This is a genomic window from Paraglaciecola sp. G1-13, from assembly GCF_055809255.1.
On sequence record NZ_CM147903.1, the window covers coordinates 1,432,587 to 1,458,626 of the forward strand.

18 protein-coding genes are annotated in these 26,040 nt (G+C 44.5%); 15 read left to right on the forward strand and 3 right to left on the reverse strand.

The features are described 5' to 3' along the window. Positions 1 to 87: 87 nt before the first annotated feature. The 4 genes from rmuC to pnp all read left to right on the forward strand — a co-directional run bounded on the left by rmuC (position 88) and on the right by pnp (position 6,424). Positions 88 to 1,644 (forward strand): DNA recombination protein RmuC, encoded by a 1,557-nt coding sequence (gene rmuC, locus AC0L6N_RS06120; protein WP_473479866.1) that lies wholly within the window; start codon positions 88 to 90, stop codon positions 1,642 to 1,644. Then, entirely contained in the window at positions 1,641 to 2,312 is a 672-nt protein-coding gene (locus tag AC0L6N_RS06125) for an RluA family pseudouridine synthase (protein ID WP_473479869.1), read from the forward strand. Before rmuC ends, AC0L6N_RS06125 begins: the two co-directional genes overlap by 4 nt. Positions 2,313 to 2,645: 333 nt before the next feature. After that, entirely contained in the window at positions 2,646 to 3,941 is a 1,296-nt protein-coding gene (locus AC0L6N_RS06130; protein ID WP_473479872.1) for a pectin acetylesterase-family hydrolase, read from the forward strand. A 371-nt stretch (positions 3,942 to 4,312) separates the two neighbouring features. Continuing rightward, the gene (gene pnp, locus AC0L6N_RS06135) at positions 4,313 to 6,424 is read left to right on the forward strand and encodes a polyribonucleotide nucleotidyltransferase (protein ID WP_006994106.1); all 2,112 of its coding nucleotides are present in this window, start codon (positions 4,313 to 4,315) and stop codon (positions 6,422 to 6,424) included. Positions 6,425 to 6,555: 131 nt separating this feature from the next. Here the strand turns inward: pnp and AC0L6N_RS06140 are convergent, their stop codons facing one another. Further along, the gene (locus tag AC0L6N_RS06140; RefSeq protein ID WP_473479873.1) at positions 6,556 to 7,395 is read right to left on the reverse strand and encodes a D-hexose-6-phosphate mutarotase; all 840 of its coding nucleotides are present in this window, start codon (positions 7,393 to 7,395) and stop codon (positions 6,556 to 6,558) included. A gap of 76 nt (positions 7,396 to 7,471) precedes the next feature. Continuing rightward, positions 7,472 to 8,467 carry a type I glyceraldehyde-3-phosphate dehydrogenase gene (gene gap, locus AC0L6N_RS06145; protein ID WP_473479876.1) on the reverse strand — a complete coding sequence of 332 codons (996 nt, stop codon included), beginning with the start codon at positions 8,465 to 8,467 and terminating at the stop codon, positions 7,472 to 7,474. A 235-nt stretch (positions 8,468 to 8,702) separates the two neighbouring features. Between gap and malQ the strand changes: the two genes are divergently transcribed. The 4 genes from malQ (at position 8,703) to msrB (ending at position 15,730) form a co-directional block, all read left to right on the forward strand. Continuing rightward, positions 8,703 to 10,898: a 4-alpha-glucanotransferase gene (gene malQ / locus AC0L6N_RS06150; protein WP_473479879.1), complete on the forward strand. Its 2,196-nt coding sequence runs from the start codon at positions 8,703 to 8,705 to the stop codon at positions 10,896 to 10,898. Positions 10,899 to 10,948: 50 nt separating this feature from the next. Continuing rightward, the gene (gene glgB, locus AC0L6N_RS06155; RefSeq protein ID WP_473479882.1) at positions 10,949 to 13,138 is read left to right on the forward strand and encodes a 1,4-alpha-glucan branching protein GlgB; all 2,190 of its coding nucleotides are present in this window, start codon (positions 10,949 to 10,951) and stop codon (positions 13,136 to 13,138) included. Between the two features lie 3 nt (positions 13,139 to 13,141). Then, positions 13,142 to 15,217 (forward strand): glycogen debranching protein GlgX, encoded by a 2,076-nt coding sequence (glgX, locus tag AC0L6N_RS06160; protein ID WP_473479884.1) that lies wholly within the window; start codon positions 13,142 to 13,144, stop codon positions 15,215 to 15,217. Positions 15,218 to 15,346: 129 nt separating this feature from the next. Next, positions 15,347 to 15,730, forward strand: coding sequence for a peptide-methionine (R)-S-oxide reductase MsrB (gene msrB / locus AC0L6N_RS06165; protein WP_011574467.1), 384 nt, complete (start codon positions 15,347 to 15,349; stop codon positions 15,728 to 15,730). 134 nt (positions 15,731 to 15,864) lie between these two features. Here the strand turns inward: msrB and AC0L6N_RS06170 are convergent, their stop codons facing one another. Next, entirely contained in the window at positions 15,865 to 16,767 is a 903-nt protein-coding gene (locus AC0L6N_RS06170) for a DUF2989 domain-containing protein (protein WP_473479887.1), read from the reverse strand. Between the two features lie 70 nt (positions 16,768 to 16,837). Here AC0L6N_RS06170 and AC0L6N_RS06175 point away from each other — a divergent pair, with 70 nt between their 5' ends. From AC0L6N_RS06175 to rluF, 7 genes are all read left to right on the forward strand, one after another. Continuing rightward, entirely contained in the window at positions 16,838 to 18,298 is a 1,461-nt protein-coding gene (locus AC0L6N_RS06175) for a glyceraldehyde-3-phosphate dehydrogenase (RefSeq protein ID WP_011574469.1), read from the forward strand. 292 nt (positions 18,299 to 18,590) lie between these two features. Further along, the gene (locus AC0L6N_RS06180; RefSeq protein ID WP_473479890.1) at positions 18,591 to 19,718 is read left to right on the forward strand and encodes a M14 family metallopeptidase; all 1,128 of its coding nucleotides are present in this window, start codon (positions 18,591 to 18,593) and stop codon (positions 19,716 to 19,718) included. An 87-nt stretch (positions 19,719 to 19,805) separates the two neighbouring features. After that, entirely contained in the window at positions 19,806 to 21,479 is a 1,674-nt protein-coding gene (locus AC0L6N_RS06185) for an alanine/glycine:cation symporter family protein (RefSeq protein WP_011574471.1), read from the forward strand. A gap of 94 nt (positions 21,480 to 21,573) precedes the next feature. Further along, the gene (locus AC0L6N_RS06190) at positions 21,574 to 21,900 is read left to right on the forward strand and encodes a hypothetical protein (protein ID WP_011574472.1); all 327 of its coding nucleotides are present in this window, start codon (positions 21,574 to 21,576) and stop codon (positions 21,898 to 21,900) included. Then, complete coding sequence (locus tag AC0L6N_RS06195; protein ID WP_006994118.1) at positions 21,900 to 22,181, forward strand: YeaC family protein; 282 nt, start codon at positions 21,900 to 21,902, stop codon at positions 22,179 to 22,181. Before AC0L6N_RS06190 ends, AC0L6N_RS06195 begins: the two co-directional genes overlap by 1 nt. After that, positions 22,171 to 24,969 carry a DUF349 domain-containing protein gene (locus AC0L6N_RS06200; protein WP_473479893.1) on the forward strand — a complete coding sequence of 933 codons (2,799 nt, stop codon included), beginning with the start codon at positions 22,171 to 22,173 and terminating at the stop codon, positions 24,967 to 24,969. Before AC0L6N_RS06195 ends, AC0L6N_RS06200 begins: the two co-directional genes overlap by 11 nt. Positions 24,970 to 25,047: 78 nt before the next feature. Continuing rightward, positions 25,048 to 26,001, forward strand: a complete 954-nt coding sequence (rluF, locus tag AC0L6N_RS06205; protein ID WP_473479895.1) for a 23S rRNA pseudouridine(2604) synthase RluF — start codon at positions 25,048 to 25,050, stop codon at positions 25,999 to 26,001. Positions 26,002 to 26,040 lie beyond the last annotated feature (39 nt).

The window sequence follows — 26,040 nt, forward strand, 5'->3', positions numbered from 1 at the left end:
TTATCATGGTTTTTTTATCAAGGTACATGTATCACGATACTTTGATTACCAACTATTTATCTTCAGTTTTAGGATCTCTCTTACCCTATGAATTTTTTCCAGCACTTTTCCTTCGATGATCCCAATCTATTAATCTTACTTGGCTTAGTAGCCGTTTTGGGGATCCTTATCGGCTGGTGGTTAAACGCGGTATTCTCTGGTCGCCAGCAAGCTGAGCTAACATCCCAGCTAGAGCAACGTTATCAACAGTCGCAAACCTATGTTCAGCAACAAGTCCTGGACTTAAAAGAAGCGCTGCAAGAATCAAACAGCGAGAATAAAAATTTGCGTCAGTTGCAGTTAAATCAACAAAATGCGTTAGGGCAACTGAGCCAGCAAGTAGAGCGTATCCCCGTGCTTGAACAAGACAGCAAACGTTGGCAAGGGCATTATCAGCAAATTCAGCAACACGCGGCAGATTTACGTGAAGAACTGGCCGAAAAAACAGCGCGTTTTGAACAAGAGAAGCTTGCCAGCGATGAGAAGCTTGCTTTGCTTGAGTCATCAGAACAACGTTTGCAACAGCAGTTTGAGAACTTAGCGAATAAAATTTTCGAGCAGAAAAATAACGCATTCCAGCAGTCAAGCAAAGCCGGTCTCGATGCCTTGCTGAGTCCGCTGAAAGACCAAATTGAAGGGTTTAAAAAGCAAGTCAGTGACCAGTACGTGAAAGAGGGCCAAGAAAGAGCCTCACTTAAAACGGAAATCATGGGCTTAAAAGAGCTGAATCAGCAAATTACCCAAGATGCCGCTGCGCTCACAAAAGCCCTTAAGGGTGATAATAAGCAGCAAGGGAATTGGGGGGAAGTCGTATTAGAGCGGGTATTAAAAGAATCCGGCCTGCGAGAGGGGCACGAATTTGATACCCAAGTTGCCCTTAAAAATGACAGTGGTAAAAGTTATCAGCCTGATGTCGTGGTGCACTTGCCCAACGACAAAGACGTAGTGATTGATTCAAAAGTGTCTCTTGCCGCCTATGAGCGCTATTTTAACGAAGAACATGAAGAATCACGGCAGGTGTATTTAAATCAACATGTCGCATCTTTGCGTAATCATATCAAAGAGTTAGGTAATAAGGACTATCAAGACTTAAAAGGCTTAAGAACACTGGATTATGTGTTGATGTTTATTCCTGTCGAGCCCGCATTTTTACTCGCTGCTGAACATGCTCCTGAGCTGGTCAAACTTGCCTTTGATAATAATATTATGTTGGTCAGTCCAACGAATTTGCTGGTGGCGCTGCGCACTATCAACAACATTTGGCAGTACGAATATCAAAATCAAAACGCCCAGAAAATTGCGGCTAACGCAGGCAAATTGTATGACAAGTTTCATGGGTTCGTCAGTGACATGGAAAAAGTCGGCAAATCGATGGAATCTACACAGCGTAACTATGACGCCGCAATGAATAAGCTAACGACGGGTAAAGGCAACTTAATCCGCCAAGCAGAGCAATTTAAAGCCTTAGGAGTGCAATCGAACAAGAAACTTGATGCGCGTTTATTGCAGGAGGATGACATTGTACTGCCTGATAACGATCACCCCGAAGACACAGATAACTTGCTGAGTAAGGCGCCTCGGCAAAATGATGAAAAATTATCATGACAGCCATCATAGATACTTTTATCGCGCCGCCATGTGATGAGGCGGTCACGGTTTTGTATCAAGATGAATACCTGTTAGCGGTAAATAAACCTAGTGGGTTACTGAGTTTGTCGGGTAAAAACCCGTTGAATAAAGATTCAGTGCATTACCGAATTGTGCAGGAATTTCCTACTGCTTTGATGGCACATCGTCTGGACTTTGGTACGTCAGGTGTGCTGCTGCTGGCCCTTGATAAAAATAGCAATGCTCAGTTAACTAAGCAGTTTCAGGCACGAACCGTGAAGAAGCGTTACACGGCTGTTCTACTAGGAAAAGTTGAGCAAACCGAGGGGAGGGTATCAGTGCCTATCGCGAAAGATCCGCCTAATTTCCCGCGACAAAAAATCTGCTATGACACGGGTAAAGAAGCTATAAGTCATTATCGTGTCATTGAGTATGTTGACAACCCGCTGCGCACTCGCGTTGAGTTCACCCCTGAAACGGGGCGCACTCATCAATTGCGGCTGCACAGCTTAGCGATGGGCCATCCCATTTTAGGGTGTGATTTATACGGCAATAGCCACAGTGTGCAAATGGCCTCCAGACTTTTGTTACATGCCTCTCATATCAAATTTACCCACCCTTACAGCGGAAAAAACATGGAAATAGAAGCGCCTATACCGTTTTAAACCGCTAGAGTGTTCTTTTCTATAGGATGCTACTAATGCTCAGCAGCCCTGTTTGTGCTTGCTGTAGTAAGGTTTTTTTACAGCCGAAAAATGTGAATGTATCCAATTAGTGTCAATTTCCTATATATCCCACTGATAAACCTGTTTATAATTTTTTTACCTAGTATGTGGTAAATAAAATCATCTCTCTTTGCGAACTTAGTTATCCGTTGGTGTGTTGCCATTAGGCGCATTCAACAGGAGCGTACTCGCACGGCAGATAGGTTTGAATACTTGCGAGTTGTATAGGTGATTTTTTAGTTCGAAGTTTTTTTATCTCACGGAGTGAAACATATGAAAAGCAAGTATTTAATGGGCGTTGCATTATTAATCAGTACGTTACCTGTGATGGCGAAACATCATCAACAAGAACAAAGCGAGTGGCAAACCATACCGGTGGCATCCGAAATGGACATTGTCGATGAGAATGGGCAGCCAAAAACGATTACTCCTTCTTGTGCATTCGATACAGTACCAAATCCACTTGACGGTACTCCACTGGACAATTCTTTCCGATTTTATTTTAAAGAGGGCAAGAGCAAAAACGTGTTGGTCTTTTTTAATGGCGGCGGGTCTTGTTGGAATGATGCGACCTGCGTAGCATCATTGGCACTGGACAATGTACCAGATAATCGCCCAACCTATAATCCATCAGTACTGCAAGAAAACTCTCCTGTCGATGCGGGTGGGGTATTCGACGATGACAATAGACGAAACCCTTTTAAAGACTGGAGTAAAGTTTTTATTCCTTACTGTACTGGGGATTTACATGCCGGTTCAAGTGAAGTGGCTTATACCGATGTTGACGGAACTATCACCGGCTTTCCTGGCGCACCTATCACTGTCAAACACAGAGGCTATGATAATTTTCTAGCCGTTCAAGAATGGATGAAAAACCGTTTCAAGGAAAAAAAGAGGTACAGAAAAGCGATAAACAAGATGTTGGTTACGGGCTCTAGCGCTGGGGGCTATGGCGCGACTCTAAACTTCCCATATCTTCAGGCTGCTTTCCCGCGGGTTAAAATAGCGTTGTTGGCTGACGCCTCGGCATCTATCGTTTCTGAAGGGTTTGTTAACGATGTTTTTCATTCGGGCAGTCCTTGGAATTTCGAAAATACCTTACCTAGCATTTTTAGAAGTGGTCTGGGCACCTATACCGCGGCAGATTTAAACGTGGATTTATTTCAACGCTTATCATATCGCTATCCGCGTAATCGGTTCGCTCAGTACACGACTGAATTTGATGGGGTACAAGTGCTATTCAACAAAGTCATGGATCAAATCGATCAGGGCAATACCAATCCTTTCTCTTGGGCATTGCAACCAAGCGATTACCTGTACTTTGCCGAGTGGAATGCACGGATGACAGCTTCTTTCGACCAGTTAGCGGATACGACCCGCAACTACCAGTACTATATTGGTCAAGGCTCGATTCACACCATTATGACAGATGATTTTGCCACCGACGAGGTGCCGCATCCGTTTTACGATGAGCGAAGCGCTCGAGGTATTAGATTTACCACTTGGCTGAATTACTTTGTGAATGCCAGATGGTTTTACCCTATTAGCTTGGCCTATCAAGGCGATTAATTCCTTCATAGCGTTTCAGTGCTTTTAGAATTATGCACCATAGGTTATCCGTTGATCTATGGTGTTTTTAATTGGGGGGCCGATTCTGGCTCTGGTTCCGTGGCAAGTAAACGTTTGGTTATTGTTTGCATTATTTTTGCTTTAAAGATATCGCGGTAACTACTTGGCTTAACGTTATTGCTTCGAAAGTGTATATAAAACTTTCATCAGAATGTCACTTAATGACCAGAACGCATATCGCGTTACATTAAATGCCTATTTTTCAGGGTTATTTCCGCCCAGTTGCTGTTTTTAATACGACCTTACCGCTATACTATGCGCCGCATTTAAAAGCGATAAAGAAAGCATTAGTTAAAATTTAAAGGAAAATAATGACTCCTATTACTAAATCATTTCAGTATGGTCAGCATACTGTCACGCTAGAAACGGGCGTAATCGCTCGTCAAGCAACCGCTGCTGTTATGGCAAGCATGGACGACACATCAGTGTTGGTTTCTGTTGTTGGTAAAAAAGACACCAAGCCAGGCCAAGACTTCTTCCCGTTGACGGTTAACTACCAAGAAAGAACGTACGCTGCGGGTAAAATCCCAGGTGGCTTCTTTAAGCGTGAAGGTCGCCCTTCTGAATACGAAACACTAACGTCTCGTTTGATTGACCGTCCAATTCGTCCATTATTCCCTGACGGGTTCATGAACGAAGTACAAATCATAGTGACGGTTGTTTCAGCTAACCCTGAAATTCCAACTGACATCATCTCGCTAATCGGTACGTCTGCCGCACTTGCTATCTCAGGTATGCCTTTTAATGGTCCTGTTGGTGCTGCGCGTGTTGGTTACACTGATGGCCAATATGTACTTAATACACGTACTTCTGAGCTTGAAACTAGCCAACTAGACTTAGTGGTTGCCGGTACTAAAGGCGCAGTATTGATGGTTGAGTCAGAAGCTGAAGTATTGTCTGAAGACGTGATGCTAGGTGCCGTTATGTTCGGCCACGAGCAAATGCAAACTGTTGTTAATGCTGTGACTGAATTTGCTGCTGAAGTTAACACGCCTAAGTGGGATTGGGTTGCTGAGCCTGCTAACGTCACACTTAAAGACAAAATTAAAGCACTCGCTGAAGCTGAAATGACAGAGGCGTATCAAATCTCTGACAAGATGGCGCGTAAAGACGCTATCGTTGCCCTAACGGACAAAACCGTTGCGGCGATTGTTGAAGCGGATGCAGAGCAAGACGCTAAAGAAGTATCTGAGCTTTTACATGAGCTTGAAAGTGACGTAGTACGTTCACGTATTCTTGCTGGTCAACCACGTATCGATGGTCGCGACCCTGCAATGATCCGTGCACTTGACGTAGCAACAGGCATTTTGCCACGTACTCACGGTTCAGCTTTGTTCACTCGTGGTGAAACACAAGCCATCGTTGCCGCGACCCTAGGGACTGAGCGTGACGCACAGATGATTGACGGCCTAAACGGTAAAGTGGATAGCCGCTTCATGTTGCATTACAACTTCCCTCCTTACTGTGTAGGTGAGACAGGTTTTGTTGGTTCACCTAAGCGTCGCGAAATCGGCCACGGTCGTCTAGCAAAACGTGGTATTCAAGCGGTTATGCCGTCTGAAAAAGAATTCCCATACGTAGTACGTGTGGTGTCTGAAATCACTGAATCAAACGGTTCGTCTTCAATGGCATCAGTTTGTGGTACGTCTTTGGCATTGATGGATGCGGGTGTTCCAATTAAGGCATCAGTAGCTGGTATTGCTATGGGCCTTGTGAAAAACGATGAAAACTTCGTTGTTCTTTCAGACATCTTGGGTGACGAAGATCACCTTGGTGACATGGACTTTAAAGTAGCCGGTACCACTGAAGGCATCACTGCGCTTCAAATGGATATCAAAATCGAAGGTATCACTCAAGAAATCATGCAAGTTGCTTTGAAACAAGCAAAAGAAGCGCGTTTGCATATTCTAGGTGTGATGGACCAAGCGATTTCTGGTCACCGTGATGAAATGTCTGAATTCGCTCCGCGTATTTACACATTGAAAATCGACCAAGATAAAATCCGTGACGTTATCGGTAAAGGCGGCGCAATGATCCGTTCTATTACTGAAGCATCTGACACTAACATCGAAATCGAAGATGATGGCACAATCAAAATCTTCGCTACCGAGCGTGCTAAAGCTGATATCGCTATCAGCAAAATTGAGCAAGTAACGGCTGATGTTGAAGCAGGCAAAACCTACGAAGGTAAAGTGACGCGTATCGTTGATTTCGGTGCGTTCGTTGAAATCTTGCCGGGTAAGGAAGGTCTAGTACACATTTCACAAATCGCTCATGAGCGTGTGAATAAAGTGGCTGATCATCTTAGCGAAGGTCAAATCATCAACGTTAAAGTGATGGAAATTGACCGTCAAAACCGTGTTCGTTTGAGTATTAAAGAATTGCTAGAAAAGCCAGCAGCACCTGCTGAAGGCAACGAGTAATCGTTTAGCAATTTGGCGTTGTAGGTATCGCTAAGGTAGCTACTGCGCTGTGTAGATTTAAGAAGGGAGCCGTCGGCTCCCTTTTTTATTGCTTGGTGTAAAACATTATCAAAAAAAGCTGTATATCGAGGTTAGCGAATAACTTGTTCTAACGTGTGAGATTGGCCTGGTAGTACTTGTTGGCCTTGGGTCACAGCAGTTTCAACGCACAGCATTTTTTGAAAGCCATCATCTTCCATGTCTTGCATACTCGCTGACTTTTCAGCCCATGGGTTCCACACTACTATGCTGTCGTGACCGGTTGACGCGATGCCAGTCTGGTGCGCTCCTGAGCTTATCGATAATGTTTTAGGCGTGGCTAAATGCACTCTGTCAGTTTCCTGCTGAAATCGATAAGGGGTAGGGGTATCAAAACGTTTAAAGTCTTGTAGTTTGTCTAAATATTCACCTGTTAGCCCAGTCAATTCACAGTCATTAATATCATCTACATGAAAATAAGTGTGCAATGCGCCGGTATAAGTCAATGCGCTATTGCCGGTATTTTCGGTGACCAACTGAATACGAAGTTCAGCGCCCACGGTAACGATCATTGTTAATCGTGCTTGGCCGTCAAAGCCTAGGCCAGTCGTTGTAGTTGGTCTAAGGCTGATCTTGGTGCATTGTTCAGTGTCCTGGCAGTCAACGATGTGCCAGTTCTGATTGCGCACGTAACCATGAGAGCCTAACTCTGCGTTTGTGGCATGAGCGCCAAACCAAGGCCAACAAATAGGGATCCCACCACGTATAGGATGCTTGCCATCGAGCAATGCATTCTTGCTCAACCACAGGCGTTGCACTTTATCGTGCTTGGGAGTGAAACTGAGAATATGCGCACCAAACAATGAAATGGTCGCATGAGCATGCTCGTTATCAATAATAAGCATTTCGATGTCGTTTTGGGGAAGCAAAGAGGCGGTGTTACAAAGGTGCATGGAAGAGTCCTTGAGATCAAAAAAAGGCAGTCACCTAGTGTAGATGACTGCCTTTTCACAATAAAGATAAGTTAGCTTATTTGCTGATATGAGCAACCAAGTCCAATACTTTATTCGAGTAACCGATTTCGTTGTCGTACCAAGATACTAGTTTGACGAAGGTGTCGGTTAGTGCGATACCTGCGGTGGCATCAAAGATTGACGTACGTGTATCACCAATGAAATCTTGAGACACAACAGCGTCTTCTGTGTAACCCATAATGCCTTTCAGATCACCTTCAGATGCCGCTTTCATTACTTCGCAAATTTGCGCATAAGTTGCTGGTTTAGCTAGGTTGACGGTTAAATCTACCACAGAAACGTCAGCCGTCGGCACACGGAACGCCATACCCGTTAACTTACCGTTAAGCTCAGGAATAACCTTACCTACGGCTTTTGCTGCGCCAGTTGATGACGGGATGATGTTTTGAGACGCACCGCGTCCACCGCGCCAATCTTTGTGAGAAGGGCCATCAACGGTCTTCTGCGTCGCTGTCGTAGCGTGTACCGTTGTCATCAGGCCGTCAACAATACCGAAGTTATCATTTAATACTTTAGCCAGCGGCGCTAGACAGTTAGTTGTACATGATGCGTTTGAAACCACTTCTTGACCAGCGTATGTGTCGTGGTTAACACCCATAACGAACATAGGTGTATCATCTTTAGAAGGCGCCGAAAGAACCACTTTTTTAGCGCCAGCAGTGATGTGCTTACGCGCGGTTTCGTCGGTTAAGAACAAGCCTGTCGCTTCAACCACGACTTGCGCGTCAACGTCACCCCATGCTAATGCAGCAGGGTCGCGCTCAGCCGTTACGCGGATAGTTTTACCGTTAACAACCAGTTGTCCGTCTTGTACTTCAACAGTGCCTTTGAACTGGCCGTGAGTTGAGTCGTACTTCAACATATACGCCATGTAATCTGCGTCTAATAAATCGTTGATACCGACTACTTCGATATCGCTGCGCTCACATGCTGCGCGAAAAACAAATCTACCTATACGGCCAAAACCGTTGATACCAATTTTAATAGTCATATATACATCCTCTAAGCGGGTCGTAAGTTCGAACTCTGACGAGTCGTAAATTCAAAATTGTGAAATATAATTACGAAATTATGGACTAAATGGATAAATAAGGCAAAATAATCCCTTAAAAATGTTATTTTGTTACAGTTTTATTTAATGCAAACGTATTCAACTTCGCCTGACGTTGGCTTTGATTGATAATGGTAGGCTGAACATAGTCCCCATTTATAGGAATTACATATTAATGACAGCTTCATTGATTGATCAGCTCGTAGAGCATCGCGGTATTGAGTCAAATTACACCGATGCGTGGGGTAAACCTGCCACCATCGAATCAACAGTGAAGAAGAAGCTGTTAGGCGTTATGGGATATAACGTTGATGATCAATCTGCTCTGGAAGAGCAAGTGAAGCAAGAAATGATCAAAGATTGGTTAACACCGCTCAATCCCGTTCATGTGCAACGCAGCAATGATGCGCTTTCCTTTTGTGTGCGCCTACCCATCGAGTTGGTGACCGATGAATATAGCGCGCAGCTAACATTGGAAAGCGGCGAAGTGATTGCTCATTCTTTCGAGCCCATCGACGGTGAACTGGTTAACGTGAATCATATTGATGAGATAGAGTTTCACGAATATTACATTACAATCGAGTGCAACTTGCCTTTGGGTTACCACAACCTATCACTAATAGTAGATGGCGAGTCGCTGAGCGAGATGCGCGTCATTATTGCGCCTCATGCATGCTATCAACCACAAACGTTATTAGACGGTAATAAAGTGTGGGGCTTGAGTGTGCAACTGTATTGTCTGCGCAGTGATGATAACTGGGGAGTAGGGGATTTTAGCGACTTGGCTTATTTGACCGCAGAGGCAGCGAAAACCGGTGCGGATTTTATTGGCTTAAACCCCATTCATTCATTGTATCCTGCCAACCCTAGCGCATGCAGCCCTTACGGGCCGTCATCTCGTCGTTGGTTAAATTTTATTTACATTGATGTTGCTGCCGTTGACGGGTATGAGCAAGATAGCACCAAGGCTATTGTGAATGCTGTTGAGTTCCAAGGGGCTATACAGCAAGCACGTGGCAGTGAGTTAGTTGATTATCCAGCGGTCACAAAATTAAAACTTGAAGCATTAAGCGCGGTGTTTGACTGGCAACGCCAGCAATATTTTAGTAAGAACACGGCCCAAAACCGCGCATTTAAAGCATTTGTCGAGCAAGGGGGGGAAAGCCTACAAACCATCGCTGTATATGATGCATTGCAAGAGGACTTAGCCTTAAAAGGCAAAGCTTCATGGGGATGGCCTGTCTTCCCTCCAGAGTACGCTGATTTTAACGCCCCAGCAGTGGCTAAATTTGCCAAAGCGAACGCTAAACGTGTGCAATTTTTCTTGTGGTTACAATGGCAAGCTGCCCAGCAATTTGAAAAAGCCAATAAAGTCGCCCAAGACCACAATATGCAGATTGGTTTATATCGTGATTTGGCTGTAGGTGTCAGTGAAGGTAGCGCAGAGATTTGGGGAAACAAAGCGTTGTACTGCACTGGGGCAAGTGTGGGAGCGCCACCAGATATTTTAGGACCGCTTGGACAGACATGGGGATTGCCACCTATGGATCCACACAAATTATACGAACAAGCGTATCAACCGATCATCGATTTGTTCAGTGCAAATATGCATGCTACCGGCGCTTTACGCATCGATCACGTGATGGCACTTTTGCGATTGTGGTGGGTGCCTAAAGGGGATAGCGCTAAGCAAGGAGGCTATGTTTATTATCCTGTGGATGACTTACTTGCGATCTTGGCACTAGAGAGCCATCGCAATCAATCTATGGTGATAGGTGAAGATTTAGGCACAGTGCCGGAGGAAATCCGTGAAAAGCTGGCGGATAATGGCGTTTATTCTTATCGCGTGTTCTTTTTCGAACAAGCCAAAGATGGCGGGTTCTATTCGCCTAGTCATTATCCGGTGCAATCAATGTCGACGTTAACCACGCACGATATGCCTACCTTAAATGGCTTCTGGCATTGCGACGATTTGGCGTTAGGCAAGGAACTAGGCTTGTATCCAACACAAGAGATCCTTGCAAGCTTGTACGAGAGCAGACATGATAACAAACAGTCTATTTTAGATACCTTGCATGGTCATCATTCTATTTCTGATGAAATCAGTGGAGATGTGAATCAAGTGGGTATGACCAAGGGACTCAATTTTGGTATGCAAACACACATGGCTGGCGGTTCGAGCTCTCTGCTCAGTTTACAGCTAGAAGATTGGTTAGAAATGGATAAACCCGTTAATATTCCGGGTACATTTAATGAATACCCGAATTGGCAACGTAAACTGACTCAAAGTTTACAACAGATTTTTAGCAACCCTGAGCTACAAGCGTTAGCTCATCGCTTGACAGAGGTAAGACGTCAAGCAAAGCAATAAATAACTCAGGCGGCCTGTATGTCAGGCCGCCAACACTGCAAGGCGGCACAATGCAATTAGAAAAACAGCTACAACACGCTCAATGTACCTTTCCTTTTTCTCATCTAGGTCTTCTCAAAACCGACAACGCTTTTACTATCACAGCCTGGGTACCAAACGCCACTGGTATTAAGGTGATTGATTTAGCGACGGACAAAGCGATAGGCAGCCTTAAGAGGCAAGCCCAGAGTGATCTGTTTACGGCTGAGTTTACTAAGGGTAATCCCCCTGCAGTGTATGCATTTGAAGTTAAAAACGCGCAAGGCAGCTATCGCATCATCGACCCTTATCAGTTTCAAGAGCAAGCCTTTCACGCGGTGCATTTCGTTGATCATTTGCCAAAAAACGTATATCAGCAATTAGGTGCGCAATTAATTGATTTAGACGTCGGTTTGAAAACACCTATCGCCGCGACCCGATTTGCCGTGTTTGCGCCCAATGCCAGTGCAGTATCTGTTATTGGGGATTTCAATTATTGGGACGGCTCATGTTTGCCTATGCAAAAAACCGATTTTGGGTACTGGGTGTTAGTTGTGCCAGGTGTTAAAGCCGGTGATAAATACAAGTACCAAATCAAAGATGCCCACGGTAATGAGCTGCCGCACAAGGCTGACCCAGTTGGCTTTTATGCTGAACAATACCCGTCCCATGCCTCGGTGGTATTTGATCACGAGCAATACCAGTGGCAAGACACGAAGTGGCAACAACAAGTCAAAGGGGATAAATACACTCAAGCCATGAGTATCTATGAGGTGCACTTAGGCTCTTGGAAGCGCCCAGATAGCCAATCTGGCAAAACGTATCTTAGTTACCACGAATTGGTGGATGAGCTTATCCCTTATGTAAAAGACATGGGGTACACCCATTTAGAGTTATTGCCTATTTCGGAGTTTCCATTTGATGGTTCTTGGGGCTATCAGCCTGTAGGCTTGTTTGCACCCACGAGTCGCTTTGGTGGGCCAGATGACTTTAAGTATTTTGTTGATCAATGTCACCAAAATGGCATTGGCGTCATCATCGATTGGGTACCTGCCCACTTCCCTGAAGATGGCCATGGTTTGGCGCGCTTTGATGGCACTCATGTGTACGAATATGAAGATCCACGTAAGGGTTGGCACCCAGATTGGAACTCTTGCATCTATGATTTTGGCAAAGACACAGTACGTCAATTCTTAGTGGCTAACGCTTTATTCTGGCTAGATAAATATCATGTTGATGGCCTTCGTGTTGATGCAGTGGCATCTATGCTTTATTTAGATTATTCCAGAGAAGCAGACGAATGGGTGCCTAATGTGGATGGCGGTAACCACAATTACGAAGCCATTAGCCTATTGCAATGGATGAATAAAGAAGTGTATTCCCATTACCCGAATGCGATTACCATTGCGGAGGAGTCTACTTCATTCGCCAAGGTATCTCGGCCGGTATTTGAAGGCGGATTAGGATTTGGCTTTAAGTGGAATATGGGCTGGATGCATGATTCGTTGCATTATATTTCTAAAGATCCGTCTTATCGTAGATACCATCACGGGGAAATGACTTTTTCCATGGTGTATGCGTATGACGAGAGTTTTGTATTGCCCATATCTCATGACGAAGTAGTGCATGGTAAAGGCTCGCTATTGCGAAAAATGCCAGGGGATGAATGGCAGCAAGCGGCGAATCTACGTTGCTACGCCGCCTTCATGTATGCGCACCCAGGCAAGAAACTTAATTTTATGGGTAATGAGATAGGGCAATCGGCAGAGTGGAACCACGACAGTTCTATTAACTGGCATCTTCTTGATTATGACAAACACAGTGGCATACAAGCGCTGTATCGAGATTTGAATACACTTTACGCTGAATACCCTGCATTACATGAATTAGACCATGATCCCGCGGGTTTTGAGTGGATTGAGCATGAAAATGCTGAGCAAAGCACCTTAGCCATGTTGCGACAATCAAAAGGGGGTAAGCAGCAAGTTTATGCTTTGAGTAATTTTACTCCCGTGCCGCGCACCAATTTTCGCTTAGGCGTCAAGGCCCCAGGGGAATACAGCATTTTGCTCAACACCGATGATAAACAATATTGGGGCAGTGGGCACAGCCAGAATAAAACCATCAAAGCGGATAAAACGCCGTGGAACAACCAAGCCTATTCTATTAGTGTTTCGTTACCCCCTCTGGCAACCGTGTTTATTTTGTATAAGGGACAGTAAGTAATGACCGTGTCAGATTTAAACGTGCAGCCAGGGAGCGCTACCTATTTAGGTGCCGTGCTCGACGAAAATGGTTGTAATTTTGCCGTGCATTGTCCGAACGCTGATCTGGTTCAGCTGTGTTTGTTTAGCAGCGAAGATGAGGCAGAAATTGCGGTTATTGACGTTCCCGCTAAAACGGGCAAAGTCTGGCACTGCTATATTGAAGGTATCCAAGCGGGGCAGTTGTACGGCTACAGAACATCTGGTGGCAACAAAGAAGCCACTGGTTTTCGCTTTATGCCGGAAAAACTGTTAATCGATCCGTACGCTAAAAAGTTGAGTCGGCCGATGGTTTGGGATGCGAAGCTATACTCTGGCGACAGTCAGAAGATGGTTGCCAAAAGCGTGGTCGTTGCAAATTCAGCATGGCAAGACCGTCCAGCAAAGCCCAATACGCCTTTAGATCACACTGTGCTTTACGAAGCTCATGTAAAAGGCATGACGGCACAGCACCCGAATATTCCATCCGAGCTAAGAGGGACGTATCTAGGCATGTGCCAGCCTAGCGTGATTAAGCATTTACAAGACTTGGGGATCAGTGCCGTTCAATTAATGCCAGTGGCGGCCTTCATGCCTGAGCCTTACATTACGAATAAAGGCCTAACCAATTATTGGGGCTACAACCCGATAAACTATTTCAGTCCGGAACCAAGATATGCTGTAAATGACGCTATTGGTGAATTTAAAACCATGGTGGATAGTTATCATGAGGCGGGCATCGAAATCATATTAGATGTGGTGTTTAATCATACGGCAGAAGGCGGTTTAGACGGCCCGGTCTTGTCTTTTAAAGGGTTTGATAACTCGTCTTTCTATTTATTTGAACGCAATGAATACGGGGCTATTGATTATACCAAGTTCGTAAATAATTCTGGCTGTGGTAACAGTGTCAACACGGCTTTTCCATATGTCCTCAAGATGGTCATGGATGCATTACGCTACTGGGTACAGGAAATGGGAGTGGATGGATTCCGCTTTGATTTGGCTGCCAGCTTAGGTCGCGATCCTTATGAGTTTTCAGCCTTATCAGGTTTCTTTAGAACGATACGTCAAGATCCTGTGTTAATTGGCTGCAAGTTAATTGCTGAGCCTTGGGATATAGGGCATGGTGGATATCGTTTGGGGCAGTTCCCGTCTAACTGGCTTGAATGCAATGACAAATATCGAGATACCGTGCGCGCATTTTGGCGAGGAGATAAAGGCACCACCAGTGATTTTGCCACCCGTTTGCTAGGCTCAAGAGATGTATTTCCCAAAGAAAGCCGCTCTATTTTAACCTCTGTAAACAACGTGAGCTACCACGATGGTTTTACCTTGCATGATATGGTGAGTTATCAAGAACGCCATAATGAAGCAAATGGTGAGCAAAACCGTGATGGACACGGACATAATTTGTCCGCCAATTACGGCGTAGAAGGTCCAACGACAGATCCGAAAATCATTGCTATCCGCGAACGGCAGAAACGTAATTTGTTCACCACCTTGTTATTATCCCAAGGTATACCTCATGTATTGGGTGGGGATGAACTAAGTCGTACTCAACAAGGTAACAATAATGCCTATTGCCAAGATAACCCTATTAGTTGGCTTGATTGGAACTTAGACGCTACCCAGCAAAAGTTTTTATCCTTTTGCCAGCACGTAATTGATATTCGCAAGCAAAGCGTGCTGTTGCACCACTTGCAGCTTCAAGACGACAATTTTGACTTATCCCACAATGTGGCAAAAATTTATTGGTATCGCCCAGACGGAGCTCGTAAATTAGAAGATGATTGGCACGACCCTGATAATCAATGTTTTGCTGTTGAATTGCGTGGGGAAGAATATGCAACCGGTGAAACGACAGAACACTGGTTAATCGTGTTCAACGCCAGTGACCATGATGTTAAGTTCAACTGCCCAACTTACGAGGCTAATCAACGTTGGAAGTTAGTACTTGATACGCGTTATGCCCAGTTTAGTGAACAACCTGAAGTTGTGGTTCAAAATTGCTACAAACAAGCCAGTAATAGCATTTGTTTGTTCAACGCCATCTAGCATAACAGATGGCACCAAGCTGAGCGTTAGGCATTGAAAGCGGCAGGTTTTAGTTGATAAATGATGGAAAACCACGATGTCATCCCCATTATAATGCCTAACGTATAAACAAAGAGTTGAGGTAAAACGATGAAATTATCTGAGCAAGAATGGCGTGAAAAACTCAGTGATGAAGAATTTAGGGTGACGCGCCAAAAAGGCACTGAACGCCCTTTCACTGGAGAGCTGTTAGATAACAACGCGCTCGGAGATTATGTATGTCGTTGCTGTGGTGAGAAGTTGTTTGACGCCCAAGACAAATTTGATGCGGGCTGTGGTTGGCCGTCGTTTTCGGCGCAAAGTGCTGATGGAAACGTCGAGTTTCAACAAGACAACAGTCATGGCATGCAGCGTATCGAGATCGTGTGTAAAAACTGTGATGCGCATTTAGGTCATGTCTTTAGCGATGGACCCGCCCCAACGGGACAACGGTTTTGTGTCAACTCTGTGTCTTTGGCCTTCAATAAAACCTAGAAATAACGACTTTTGCTCGTTCTGTTGAATAAAACACCCTCTAATTTGATAAAACTGAAAAAAAATAAATTTTTTTAGTGAAAGTTTTTTTCAGATGCTGGTTGTTTTTTGTACACATTGGCTCTTTGATATGTTCAAAGTGAAAATACACGGTCGTCAATTTCTTCTTTATATTGCTCTGCTTTGTCTTCGAGCGACGTTATGTCGCTTGAGGCCGGCAGGGCATTTCTAATGTCAGTCAAGCTGATATTTTCCACTTTGAACTCATGGGCTAAGTACGCCCATACGTAGGCCTCAGGGTAATTTTCTTGTTTTAGGTTAATGGTACTCAGGCTCACGAAGATATTGGTATCAATATCTTGCTCTTCCGTATAAAGCGCTAATGCCTTATATAGAGCCCCTTTGGCCTTTTCTAAATCAAATTTCACATAATAAGAGGCTAAGCCTAATTGCAGACTCGCGGTATTTAATTTGCCTTGTTTTTCAAGTGCTAAGAAGTGGGTTAACGCGTCTTGTTTACCAAAGCGCGACCAGTGATAAAGCAATAAATGTGGCTCTTTTGAATTACGCGTCTTGCGTACTAATCGATTCAATTCACGCTCCGCATTGACTGCGGCTTGCCTGCGCTTAGTTTGCTTTTCTACCTGAACGATATGTTCAATTTGTGCAGCTTTATTGATACACACTTTGTACTTTTCAAAGTCTTCAAGCAGGTAATAGTCAAGCAGTTCGCTAGGTGACTGCTGGTAAGCGTACCTATGCTTAATGATTCGGCTCTTCTCCGCTAAGCACCACCCATCAGGATTAAGGTCATCACAGAATTCAGAGTGCTCTTCACAAATTTTTGTGGCTGTCATAGGGAACAGCATGTCGCATCCCGAGAGGGCGAAAATAGAAAGTAGGATGCCAGTGATCCGCATAAATTCCCTTGTAGTTAAATTACCAATATATTGCCATTTTATACGACAAATTACTGAATTAAGTAAATTTTCAACAATTTGGCGCAAACAGCCCCTTTGATTAGAATAATGGCCCATTTTGCTTTATCCAAGCAATCTCGTCGCTTTTTATGAGCCAACTTACGTTTTTTGAGAGTTTTTAAAGATCATGAATCAACAATCTGAACAAGCATTAATGAGCAGTTGGCAAGAACGTCAAGAGTACGCAGAGCGTATGTTGCCGTTATTGGGAAATTTGTATCGCAATAAAGCCATTGAAATATCAATATATGGTCGTCCTATGTTAGGCGCATCTACCATTGATATTATTAAGGCGCATCGCACGGTTCGTCTGAAAGAAGGCACTAAACTGCGCCTACGAGAAAGTTGGCCCTTACTGGAGGAGTTAAGCAAATTACCTCTCGCGCCAGCACAGATTGATCTTGGAAAACTCGCCTACGCGTTTCATTTTAAAGATGAACACAAGGGTAAGAGCATTGAACAATATTTGCGCGAAGAACTGGCCGACATCCTAGATGTGGACGACAGTCACTCTGCACAAGATGTGGTGTTGTATGGCTTTGGTCGTATAGGTCGTTTGTTAGCGCGCTTGCTCATAGAGCGCCAGGGCAAAACTAACAAGCTGCGTTTAAGAGCAATTGTGGTGCGAGGCGGTAAAGAAGGTGACCTAGAGAAACGGGCAAGCTTGTTACGCAGAGACTCAGTGCATGGACCGTTTAATGGCAGTATCACTGTGGATACCGAGCGTAATGCGATTAAAGCCAATGGCTCATACATTCAAGTCATCTATGCCAACTCGCCAAGTGAAGTCGATTACAGCCAGTATGGTATTGAAAACGCTATCGTGGTGGATAACACCGGTATGTGGCGTGATGAAGCAGGTCTTGGCCAGCATTTAACCTCAAAAGGTGTGAAAAAAGTGCTGTTAACAGCACCGGGTAAAGGCGCCATTAAAAATATTGTTTATGGCGTAAATCAAAACGATATTCAATCCCAAGATACGATTTTGTCAGCCGCTAGTTGTACTACCAACGCCATCACGCCTGTTTTAAAAGCGCTAGATGAAGAATATGGTATTAACGGTGGTCATGTTGAAACAGTGCATTCATTCACTAATGACCAAAACCTGATTGATAATTTCCACAAAGCGGACCGCCGTGGACGCAGTGCAGCGCTGAATATGGTGATCACAGAAACGGGTGCTGCAAGTGCCGTTGCCAAAGCCTATCCGCAGCTTGAAGGTAAGCTCACAGGCAGCTCAATACGCGTACCGACTCCAAATGTATCCTTAGCTATTTTGAATTTACACTTATCGAAGGAAACCGACAAAGCGCAAATAAATGAATTTTTGCGCGATGTTTCGTTATTTTCACCGTTACAAAACCAAGTGGATTACACCAGCTCGAAAGAGATAGTGTCGACTGATTTGGTCGGCTCTCGTGCCGCGTCTGTGGTTGATTCTCAAGCAACGATCGTGGCGGGTAATAGAGCCACCTTATACGTATGGTACGACAACGAATTTGGTTACAGCTGCCAAGTTCTGCGCGTTGTTCAGGATATGGCAGGTTTGCATTACCCAAGTTTGCCGAAGGTAAAATTGGCTGTTTAAAGCCGAATGTAAAGTTCAATGCAAAGTGATTATTGAGCTAGTACACATCGAGTTTCTGAGTGGGCGTGTTACTTTCTTGTTTAGGTAGCGCGCCTTTTTTGTTGGCTGAATGTTGTTGCTTAAATGCACAAATTTTCCTGATAACTCAAACTGCCTGCTCACCCAGTAATGAAGGGGAGTATGCGGCTGTGTAAAATGTTGCAAATCTCCTATACAAAAAGCAGTGCATCCTTGGCTTTTTAGTCTGACAATATGCTAAATTGACCGCGGTTAAATTAGATGGACAGTAAATGTGAGAATTAGTAGCAATTTTGACAGTGGTAATATTCGCGTTATATCAGCACAGAACGAAAGCGACATTAAACTCGCTATCAACAAAGACAATCAGTCTGACTTTTATCAGTGGTTTCATTTCAAATTAGATACCCGCCCTTGGATATCCCATCGTCTCACCATTACCGATCTTGAACATTCAGCTTATCCTGAAGGCTGGAAAAACTACCAAGCCGTAGCGTCTTACGACAGACAAGAGTGGTTTCGAGTTGAAACTGAGTTTGACGGTGACAACCTCGTTATCGAACATACACCCGAACAAGGGCAAATGTACTTTGCGTATTTCGCGCCTTATGGTTATGAGCGCCATCTAGATTTATTAGCTTGGGCGCAAACCAACGCTTTATGTGAAGAGACATTTCTTGGTAATACCCTAGATGGGCGAGACATGTCTATGTTAACCATAGGTGAGCCGGGTGAAGGTAAGAAAGCAATTTGGATCACAGCTCGTCAGCACCCTGGCGAAACGATGGCGCAGTGGCTAGTAGAAGGTCTGCTAGAGCGTTTATTGGACGAAGACGATGGCCTTGCTCGCTTGTTGTTAGATAAAGCTGTTTTTTATGTTGTACCAAATATGAATCCTGATGGCGCAGCTCGTGGGCATTTACGTACCAATGCAAAAGGGGTAAATTTAAATCGTGAATGGGCCACGCCTAGCATGGAGAATAGCCCAGAAGTCTTTTTAGTGACTGAAAAAATGCAGCAAACTGGCGTTGATTTGTTTTTAGATATGCACGGTGATGAGGCTCTGCCTTATAACTTTGTAGCCGGTAGTGAAGGGAATCCGAACTACGATGGACGGATTGCTCAGTTAGAATCGTCATTTAAAAATGCACTACTCACGGCAACGCCTGAATTTCAAGATGTGTTCGGCTACGACAAAGATGAACCAGGTAAAGCGAATATGACCGTTGCAACCAATGCAATCGCTCATGCGTTTTCTTGCTTGGCATATACCTTAGAAATGCCTTTCAAAGACAACTTAGAAATACCGGATACAGCCTATGGCTGGTCCCCAATTCGTTGTAAGCAACTGGGCCAAGATGTGCTTGTTGCCATACGCGCTGTGGTAGATGAATTGCGCTAGCAGTTCATCTACACGTTTTACCATTAGGCTTAACATTACAAAATAAAATAATAACGATTAAAAACAAAATAAAGTAAGGGGAACAGTGTGGAAGGCTTTCATGACTTATTGAAGATGCTAGATGGAATGCTTGGGGGCGCTTGGTGGTTTCCTTATGTGTTACTTGGAACAGGTTTATTTTTTACGATTTATTTAAAGTTTCCGCAAGTGCGCTTTTTCAAGCACGCTTGGCTGGTCGTAACAGGGAAATACGATAAAAAGGGCTCTGAGGGTGACACCACTCACTTTCGGGCATTAACGACGGCATTATCGGGAACCGTAGGCACGGGTAACATTGGCGGTGTGGCATTTGCTATTTTCTTGGGTGGACCAGCTGCGCTCTTTTGGATGTGGGCGACCGCGTTTTTCGGTATGACCACCAAGTTTGTCGAGGTGACGTTATCCCACAAATATAGGGTCAAAACTGCCGATGGAACCATGGCGGGTGGCCCCATGTATTACATGGACAGACGTCTTAATATGAAATGGTTGGCTGTTGCTTTCGCAATTGCAACCGTTATCAGCTCGTTCGGCACAGGTAACCTTCCTCAAAGTAACAACATAGCGGCCAGTATAGAGTCGACCTTTGGCTTCGACCCTTTAGTGGTAGGAAGCATACTAGGCATTTTGCTTGGCTTGGTTATTTTAGGTGGCATTACGCGCATTGCAGCGGTGACCTCTAAAATTGTGCCCCTTATGGCATTAATATACCTAGTGGGCGCCTTAGCTGTCATTTTTGCCAATCTAGAAAATATCGGCCCTGCGTTTGCCTCGGTCATTGGCGATGTGTTTACTGGTTCAGCGGCAACGGGCGGCTTTTTAGGCGCAACAATTGCTTATGCATTTAACCGAGGCGTTAACCGTGGTTTGTTCTCAAACGAGGCGGGTCAAGGTTCAGCACCCATTGCCCATGCCGCGGCTAAAACAGATGAGCCAGTATCAGAAGGCATGGTGTCTATTTTAGAGCCATTCATCGATACCATTATTATTTGTACGATCACCGGTTTGGTTATTCTGTCTTCAGGGGTGTGGAAAGAAAAACACCAAAACGTGTTTGACCGCAGTGACATGATGATTGTTGCGGGCGCTTATTCGGATACCGACGATAACGACAGACAAGCGCTTTACGCTTACATCAATGATCTTGATACCTCAACTGTGGCGCCTTATAACGGCGACATACAGATAGTAAACGGTAAATCAATTAGCACAGGTTATACCTTGCTCAACGCGCGCTCTGTCGCAGAAAACGTGAAATTTACCTTTGGTGAAGATGAAGATTTGTTTACCGGTAAACTCAAAGTGGTTGACGGTAACCTAATTAAAGACAATATCGTGGTCTCAGGTAAGTCTTTAATTCACTCGGCAAGTTTAACGGCGCTGGCGTTTACCAAAGGCTTTTTTGGTGAGTCAGGCAAATACATCGTTTCCATTGGTTTATTGCTGTTCGCGTTTTCAACCGCAATAGCTTGGTCATATTACGGCGATAGAGCAATGACTTATTTGTTAGGGCCGCGCTCAGTCATGCCTTATCGCGTTGTGTACGTGTTTGCGTTCGTTTGGGCCGCAGTATCAGATACCACTCTAGTGTGGACGTTGTCGGCAGTGGCTATTGTGGTGATGACATTGCCTAACTTATTAGGCATATTTTTGCTGCGCAAAGAAATGAAAGAATCAGTCAATGAATATTGGGATGATTTTAATAAAGAACACAAGTCCTAGTCACGGTATCCATAAATTAAGCGCGGCACAGTCCGCGCTTTCGTGATCTAGTGTCAAGGTGAAATTGTTAACCGTATTAGTAGTGGAGTAAAAAATGGCGTTAATTGATTGCCCATCGTGCAATAAGAAAATCTCTGACAAAACCGAAGAATGCAATCACTGCGGTTTCGCCATGGGGCATGCGAGCGATGAAGATATTGCCCGCAAACGCAATTTACAAAAGTATCTGAAATCACAAAAAATCCAAACCCAGTCAATGATAGCCATGCTGATGTTTGTCTCAGGGTTTGGATTTATGTATTGGGGCGGAGCTGCTCCAGGTGAAGTGCAATATAATATTGCTGTGGGTGTCGCGATTATCGGTTTTGTTTGGTACATCATCAATCGTGTGCGTCTCGTTTTTGTTAAGAAGTCTAATTAATGAACCCAGAAATGTTACTCAAATCGATGACCCCAGAGGTTTATCAAAAATTGTTGCAAGCGGTGGAAACCGGTAAGTGGCTTGATGGCAACCCGTTAACAGAAGGGCAACGAGAAACGACTATGCAAGCTGTTATGTTGTATCAAGCGAAAATCCTTAAGTCAGATCAACATATGACTGTTGGGGCTAACGGCGAAATAGTGCAAAAAAGCCGTCAGCAATTTAAGCAAGAGCTAAATGATAAAAACACCATAGCGCGGTTCACCGAAAATGATATTTAAAAAACTGTTTCGTCCTAAGCATCAAGATCCAAAACCTGCGGTGAGAATAGTCGCTATTGACTCGTTGTCTCCTGACTTGCCAGAACAAAAGTCAATTCTGCATGAATTGGCGTTCAACGATGAAGATGTGAATGTTAGTTTAGCCGCGCTGACAAAGTTAAGTAGCTTCGTGTTGTGGCACAAGATGGCAGAGATAGCCAAAAACGAACGTGTGCTCAAACGCGCTCAACAAGTCGTTGATAATACACTATTTGACGACGATGAGAGCCTATTGAGTAAAGCTCAGAAACGCGAATTTGCCTATGAGTGTAAAAACAGTAAATTGCTCGAGCGCTTGATTAAGCAGCCTTGGGTGCAGCAAGAGCCTAAATTGGTACTGCATATTTTGTCCGTACTGAATAAACCGCAACTGGCGTTACCTATTCTGTTATCCAGCGATGATGACGTTCTTCAAAGTGCGCTTCTTGCGTATGCGGACAGTCCAGCAAGCTTACAAAAAATAATCAAAAAAGCTTCTAGTGAAAGCATTAAGTCTCAGGCGCAAGATAAGTTAAATCAGTTAGCATTTGCCAAAGCCCAACCGATTGAAGTTGAAAAGGGAACGCGTCTCGTTTTGTCTCGCTTGTTAGCGTTAAAAGAGCAGCGTGATTACCGAAAGTTGGTGGATACTCGAACCAAACTAAATGACGAATACGTAATTTTTTCAGCACAATTCGATTGCTTATCACAAGAGAAACGCCAAGAGTTTACGGCTAAATATACTGATATAAACAGTAAGTTAGACATTCTAGATGCAGAATTAGCACCTGTTTATCAGGCGCAGCAGCGCAAACGAGATGTAATAGATGCCGTGCAGCATGCCACGGCAGATACGCAAGCGATGCTCGTGTGGTTGTCAGATATTTTATCAAGCGATGTATCAAGTGTTACGTTGGCACAAACGGAGCAAGCACAAACAGAAATTCAGAATCGTATGTCTCGTATTGACGCTTTGTTATTGGATGCCAATTCAGTGGGCATGGCCGTGCAAACGAAAGCGCTACAGGCTTTACTTGATGCCTTACAAAAACGCCAGCACACGTTCAATCATTTACCTGCATTTCAAGATGCCCTAAAACAAGCGGATTCGTTATTGACGGATTTTGCCCAGTTGGCCATCCCTTCTCAAGGGGATGATGTGCAAAGTGCTAAATCGATATTGCAGAGCACGACGCAGCAGTGGTTTGCGCTACGTGAAGCATATCAAGACAGTTGGCCTGGAGCGCTTGATCAAAGGTTTACGCAATTACAGAGTACATGGCGCAGTGCAATCAAAACCCTTTCAGCAAGCATTACTCAAGATGTGAACCGTATCCGCAGTAAAGCTAAGGCCATTGATGTGCTTATCGAACAGGGAAAATACAAGGCGGCCATGGCTCTCTTTACCAAGGTCACTAAATGGTTTGAAGCGTTACCTGAACAAGAAAAAGCTCGCAATGAGCGCACACTCGAACAGGTCAGCGCTAAAATAGAAGAATTAAAGTCGTTGCAGGCCTACATCGCCTTGCCGCGAAAGCCCGCTTTGCTTGAAGAAGCAAAAACGTTAGTTGATGCTAAATTGCCAGTATCATTGCGGGCAGAGCAGGTGAAAGAGCTGCGTCGACGTTGGAATAGTTTGGGTGTGTTGAATACACCTGACGATGATGTGCTCAATAAGCAGTTTGACGCGTTAATTGAACTTTCTTTTGCGCCTTGTCGCGAACACTTTGAAAAGCAACAGTTGCAGCGCGAAAATAACCTTGCGCAAAAACAGGCTCTGATCAACGAGATTGGCACATTAGCTGAGCATGGTTTATCCGCTGATGCGTTAGCAAAAGCGATTCAACAGGTGCAGCAGAAGTGGCAAAACGTCGGTGATGTTGATTTCACTGTTAAAACACAAGTGAACAATGCTTATCGTGAAGCCTTGGCGCCGTTGAAGAAACAAGTCGAAGTGTATTTCAATGAGAATACTGAGATGAAGCAAGCGCTTATCCTGCAAGCACAAGCATTGTCAGCGGTCGAAGATGTTAATGTCGCCATTGAGCAAGCCAAAGCATTACAAGAAAAGTGGAAACACGTAGGCCAGACCCAACGTAAAGTTGAAAATGCCTTGTGGGATCAATTTCGAAAAGCCAACGATGTGATTTTTGCTAAGCGCAAAGCGCACAATCAGCTACAGAAGCAGGAAATTAACGCGCAAGTAGCCGCCGCAGCTGACATATTGCAAAAATTGCAACAGGCGGTTAATGAAGCACAAACGTTTGATGAATTGGACGGCACTCACATTTTGCAAACTGAGCTAGAAGCGCAATTGGTAGCGATGCCTAAAGCGTCAAACTCTGGTTTATTTCGTCGCCTATCCGGGCTTATTGATGAACGACAAACCAAATTGGAGGGGTTACAACGCCAATCTAGAGCCCACGATGTGAGCGCACTATTTGATGTACTGAAGCGCTGGGAAACGCCTGCTTTGCCTGACGATATAGACTCATTGCCTAACCAATGGCAGCAGTCGTTTAAAGCTCTTGGGCAAAGTGACGTACCTCGTCTTAATCTAACCTTGATGCTAGAAATAGTATGCGATGTCCCTTCGCCGCAAGCTGACGAAGCGTTGCGTAAGGAAATACAGCTGCAATTGATGGCCGATAAACTGCAGCAAGGCCTTGAATATGACAAATCGTCATTACTGAAGTTATGGATACAACATGGTCCTGTCGCAAAACAAGAGCAGGTGTTGTTATCCCGTGCTCAACGATGCTTTGCTTAGTCAAGCGTTATCAACCGTTTACATCTGTTTCGCCTAGGAATGTCTAGGCGCTAACTAACGATGACATAGTGGGTTACATTGAATACATCGAACACATCAAGCACAACTGTTTCTAGCATTCGCTTAAACAAATTTATTAGTGACTCAGGTTTCTGCTCTCGTCGCGAAGCAGATAAGTTGATAGACAGCCAACGCGTGACGATCAATGGCGTTATTCCTGAATTAGGCACTAAAGTGTTGCCTGGGGATGAAGTGCGCGTTGACGGAAACTTGATTAAAGCGAGTGCCGAGAATAAGTCTGACAGAGTGTATTTGGCATACCATAAACCTGTCGGGATCACGTGCACGACTGAGCGCCACGTCAAAGGGAATATTATCGATGCCATCGGTCATCCCGAGCGCATTTTTCCCATTGGCCGATTAGACAAACCTTCGGAAGGTTTAATTTTTTTGACTAGTGACGGTGACATAGTTAACAAAATTTTGCGCGCTGAAAATGCCCATGACAAAGAGTACATAGTGACGGTGGACCGACCGTTGACAGAGCGTTTTATTCACGCCATGGGAGCCGGAGTACCTATACTCGACACGGTGACTAAGCCCTGTACGGTAACAATGCAGAGTAAATTCGTATTTCGTATTATTTTAACCCAAGGGTTAAATAGGCAAATTCGCCGTATGTGCGAATACTTAGGTTACGGCGTAACCAGGTTAAAACGCAGCCGTATTATGTCAATTCGTTTAGCGGGGCTAAAGGTAGGGCAGTGGCGAAATTTAACCCCTGATGAAATGCGTGAAATTAGTGACGCTGTTGAGGGCTCAACCAAAACAGCACTGAAAATCGATCAGAAAATAGCAGCTAACGTTACCGATAAAAATGCCCCAAAGACCGAGCCAACCCGCTCTTCCAAGCGCAGTCATCATCGAGGGATCAAGTCCCAAGGGGGGGAGGCAAAACACGGAAGTAGACGTCAAGCGACAAACAACACCGCACCGGCCACGCTGAGCCGAGGACGCAAACCTAAGGCGTAAGCTGACATTTACTGCGGACTTATGTCAATCATTCCAACT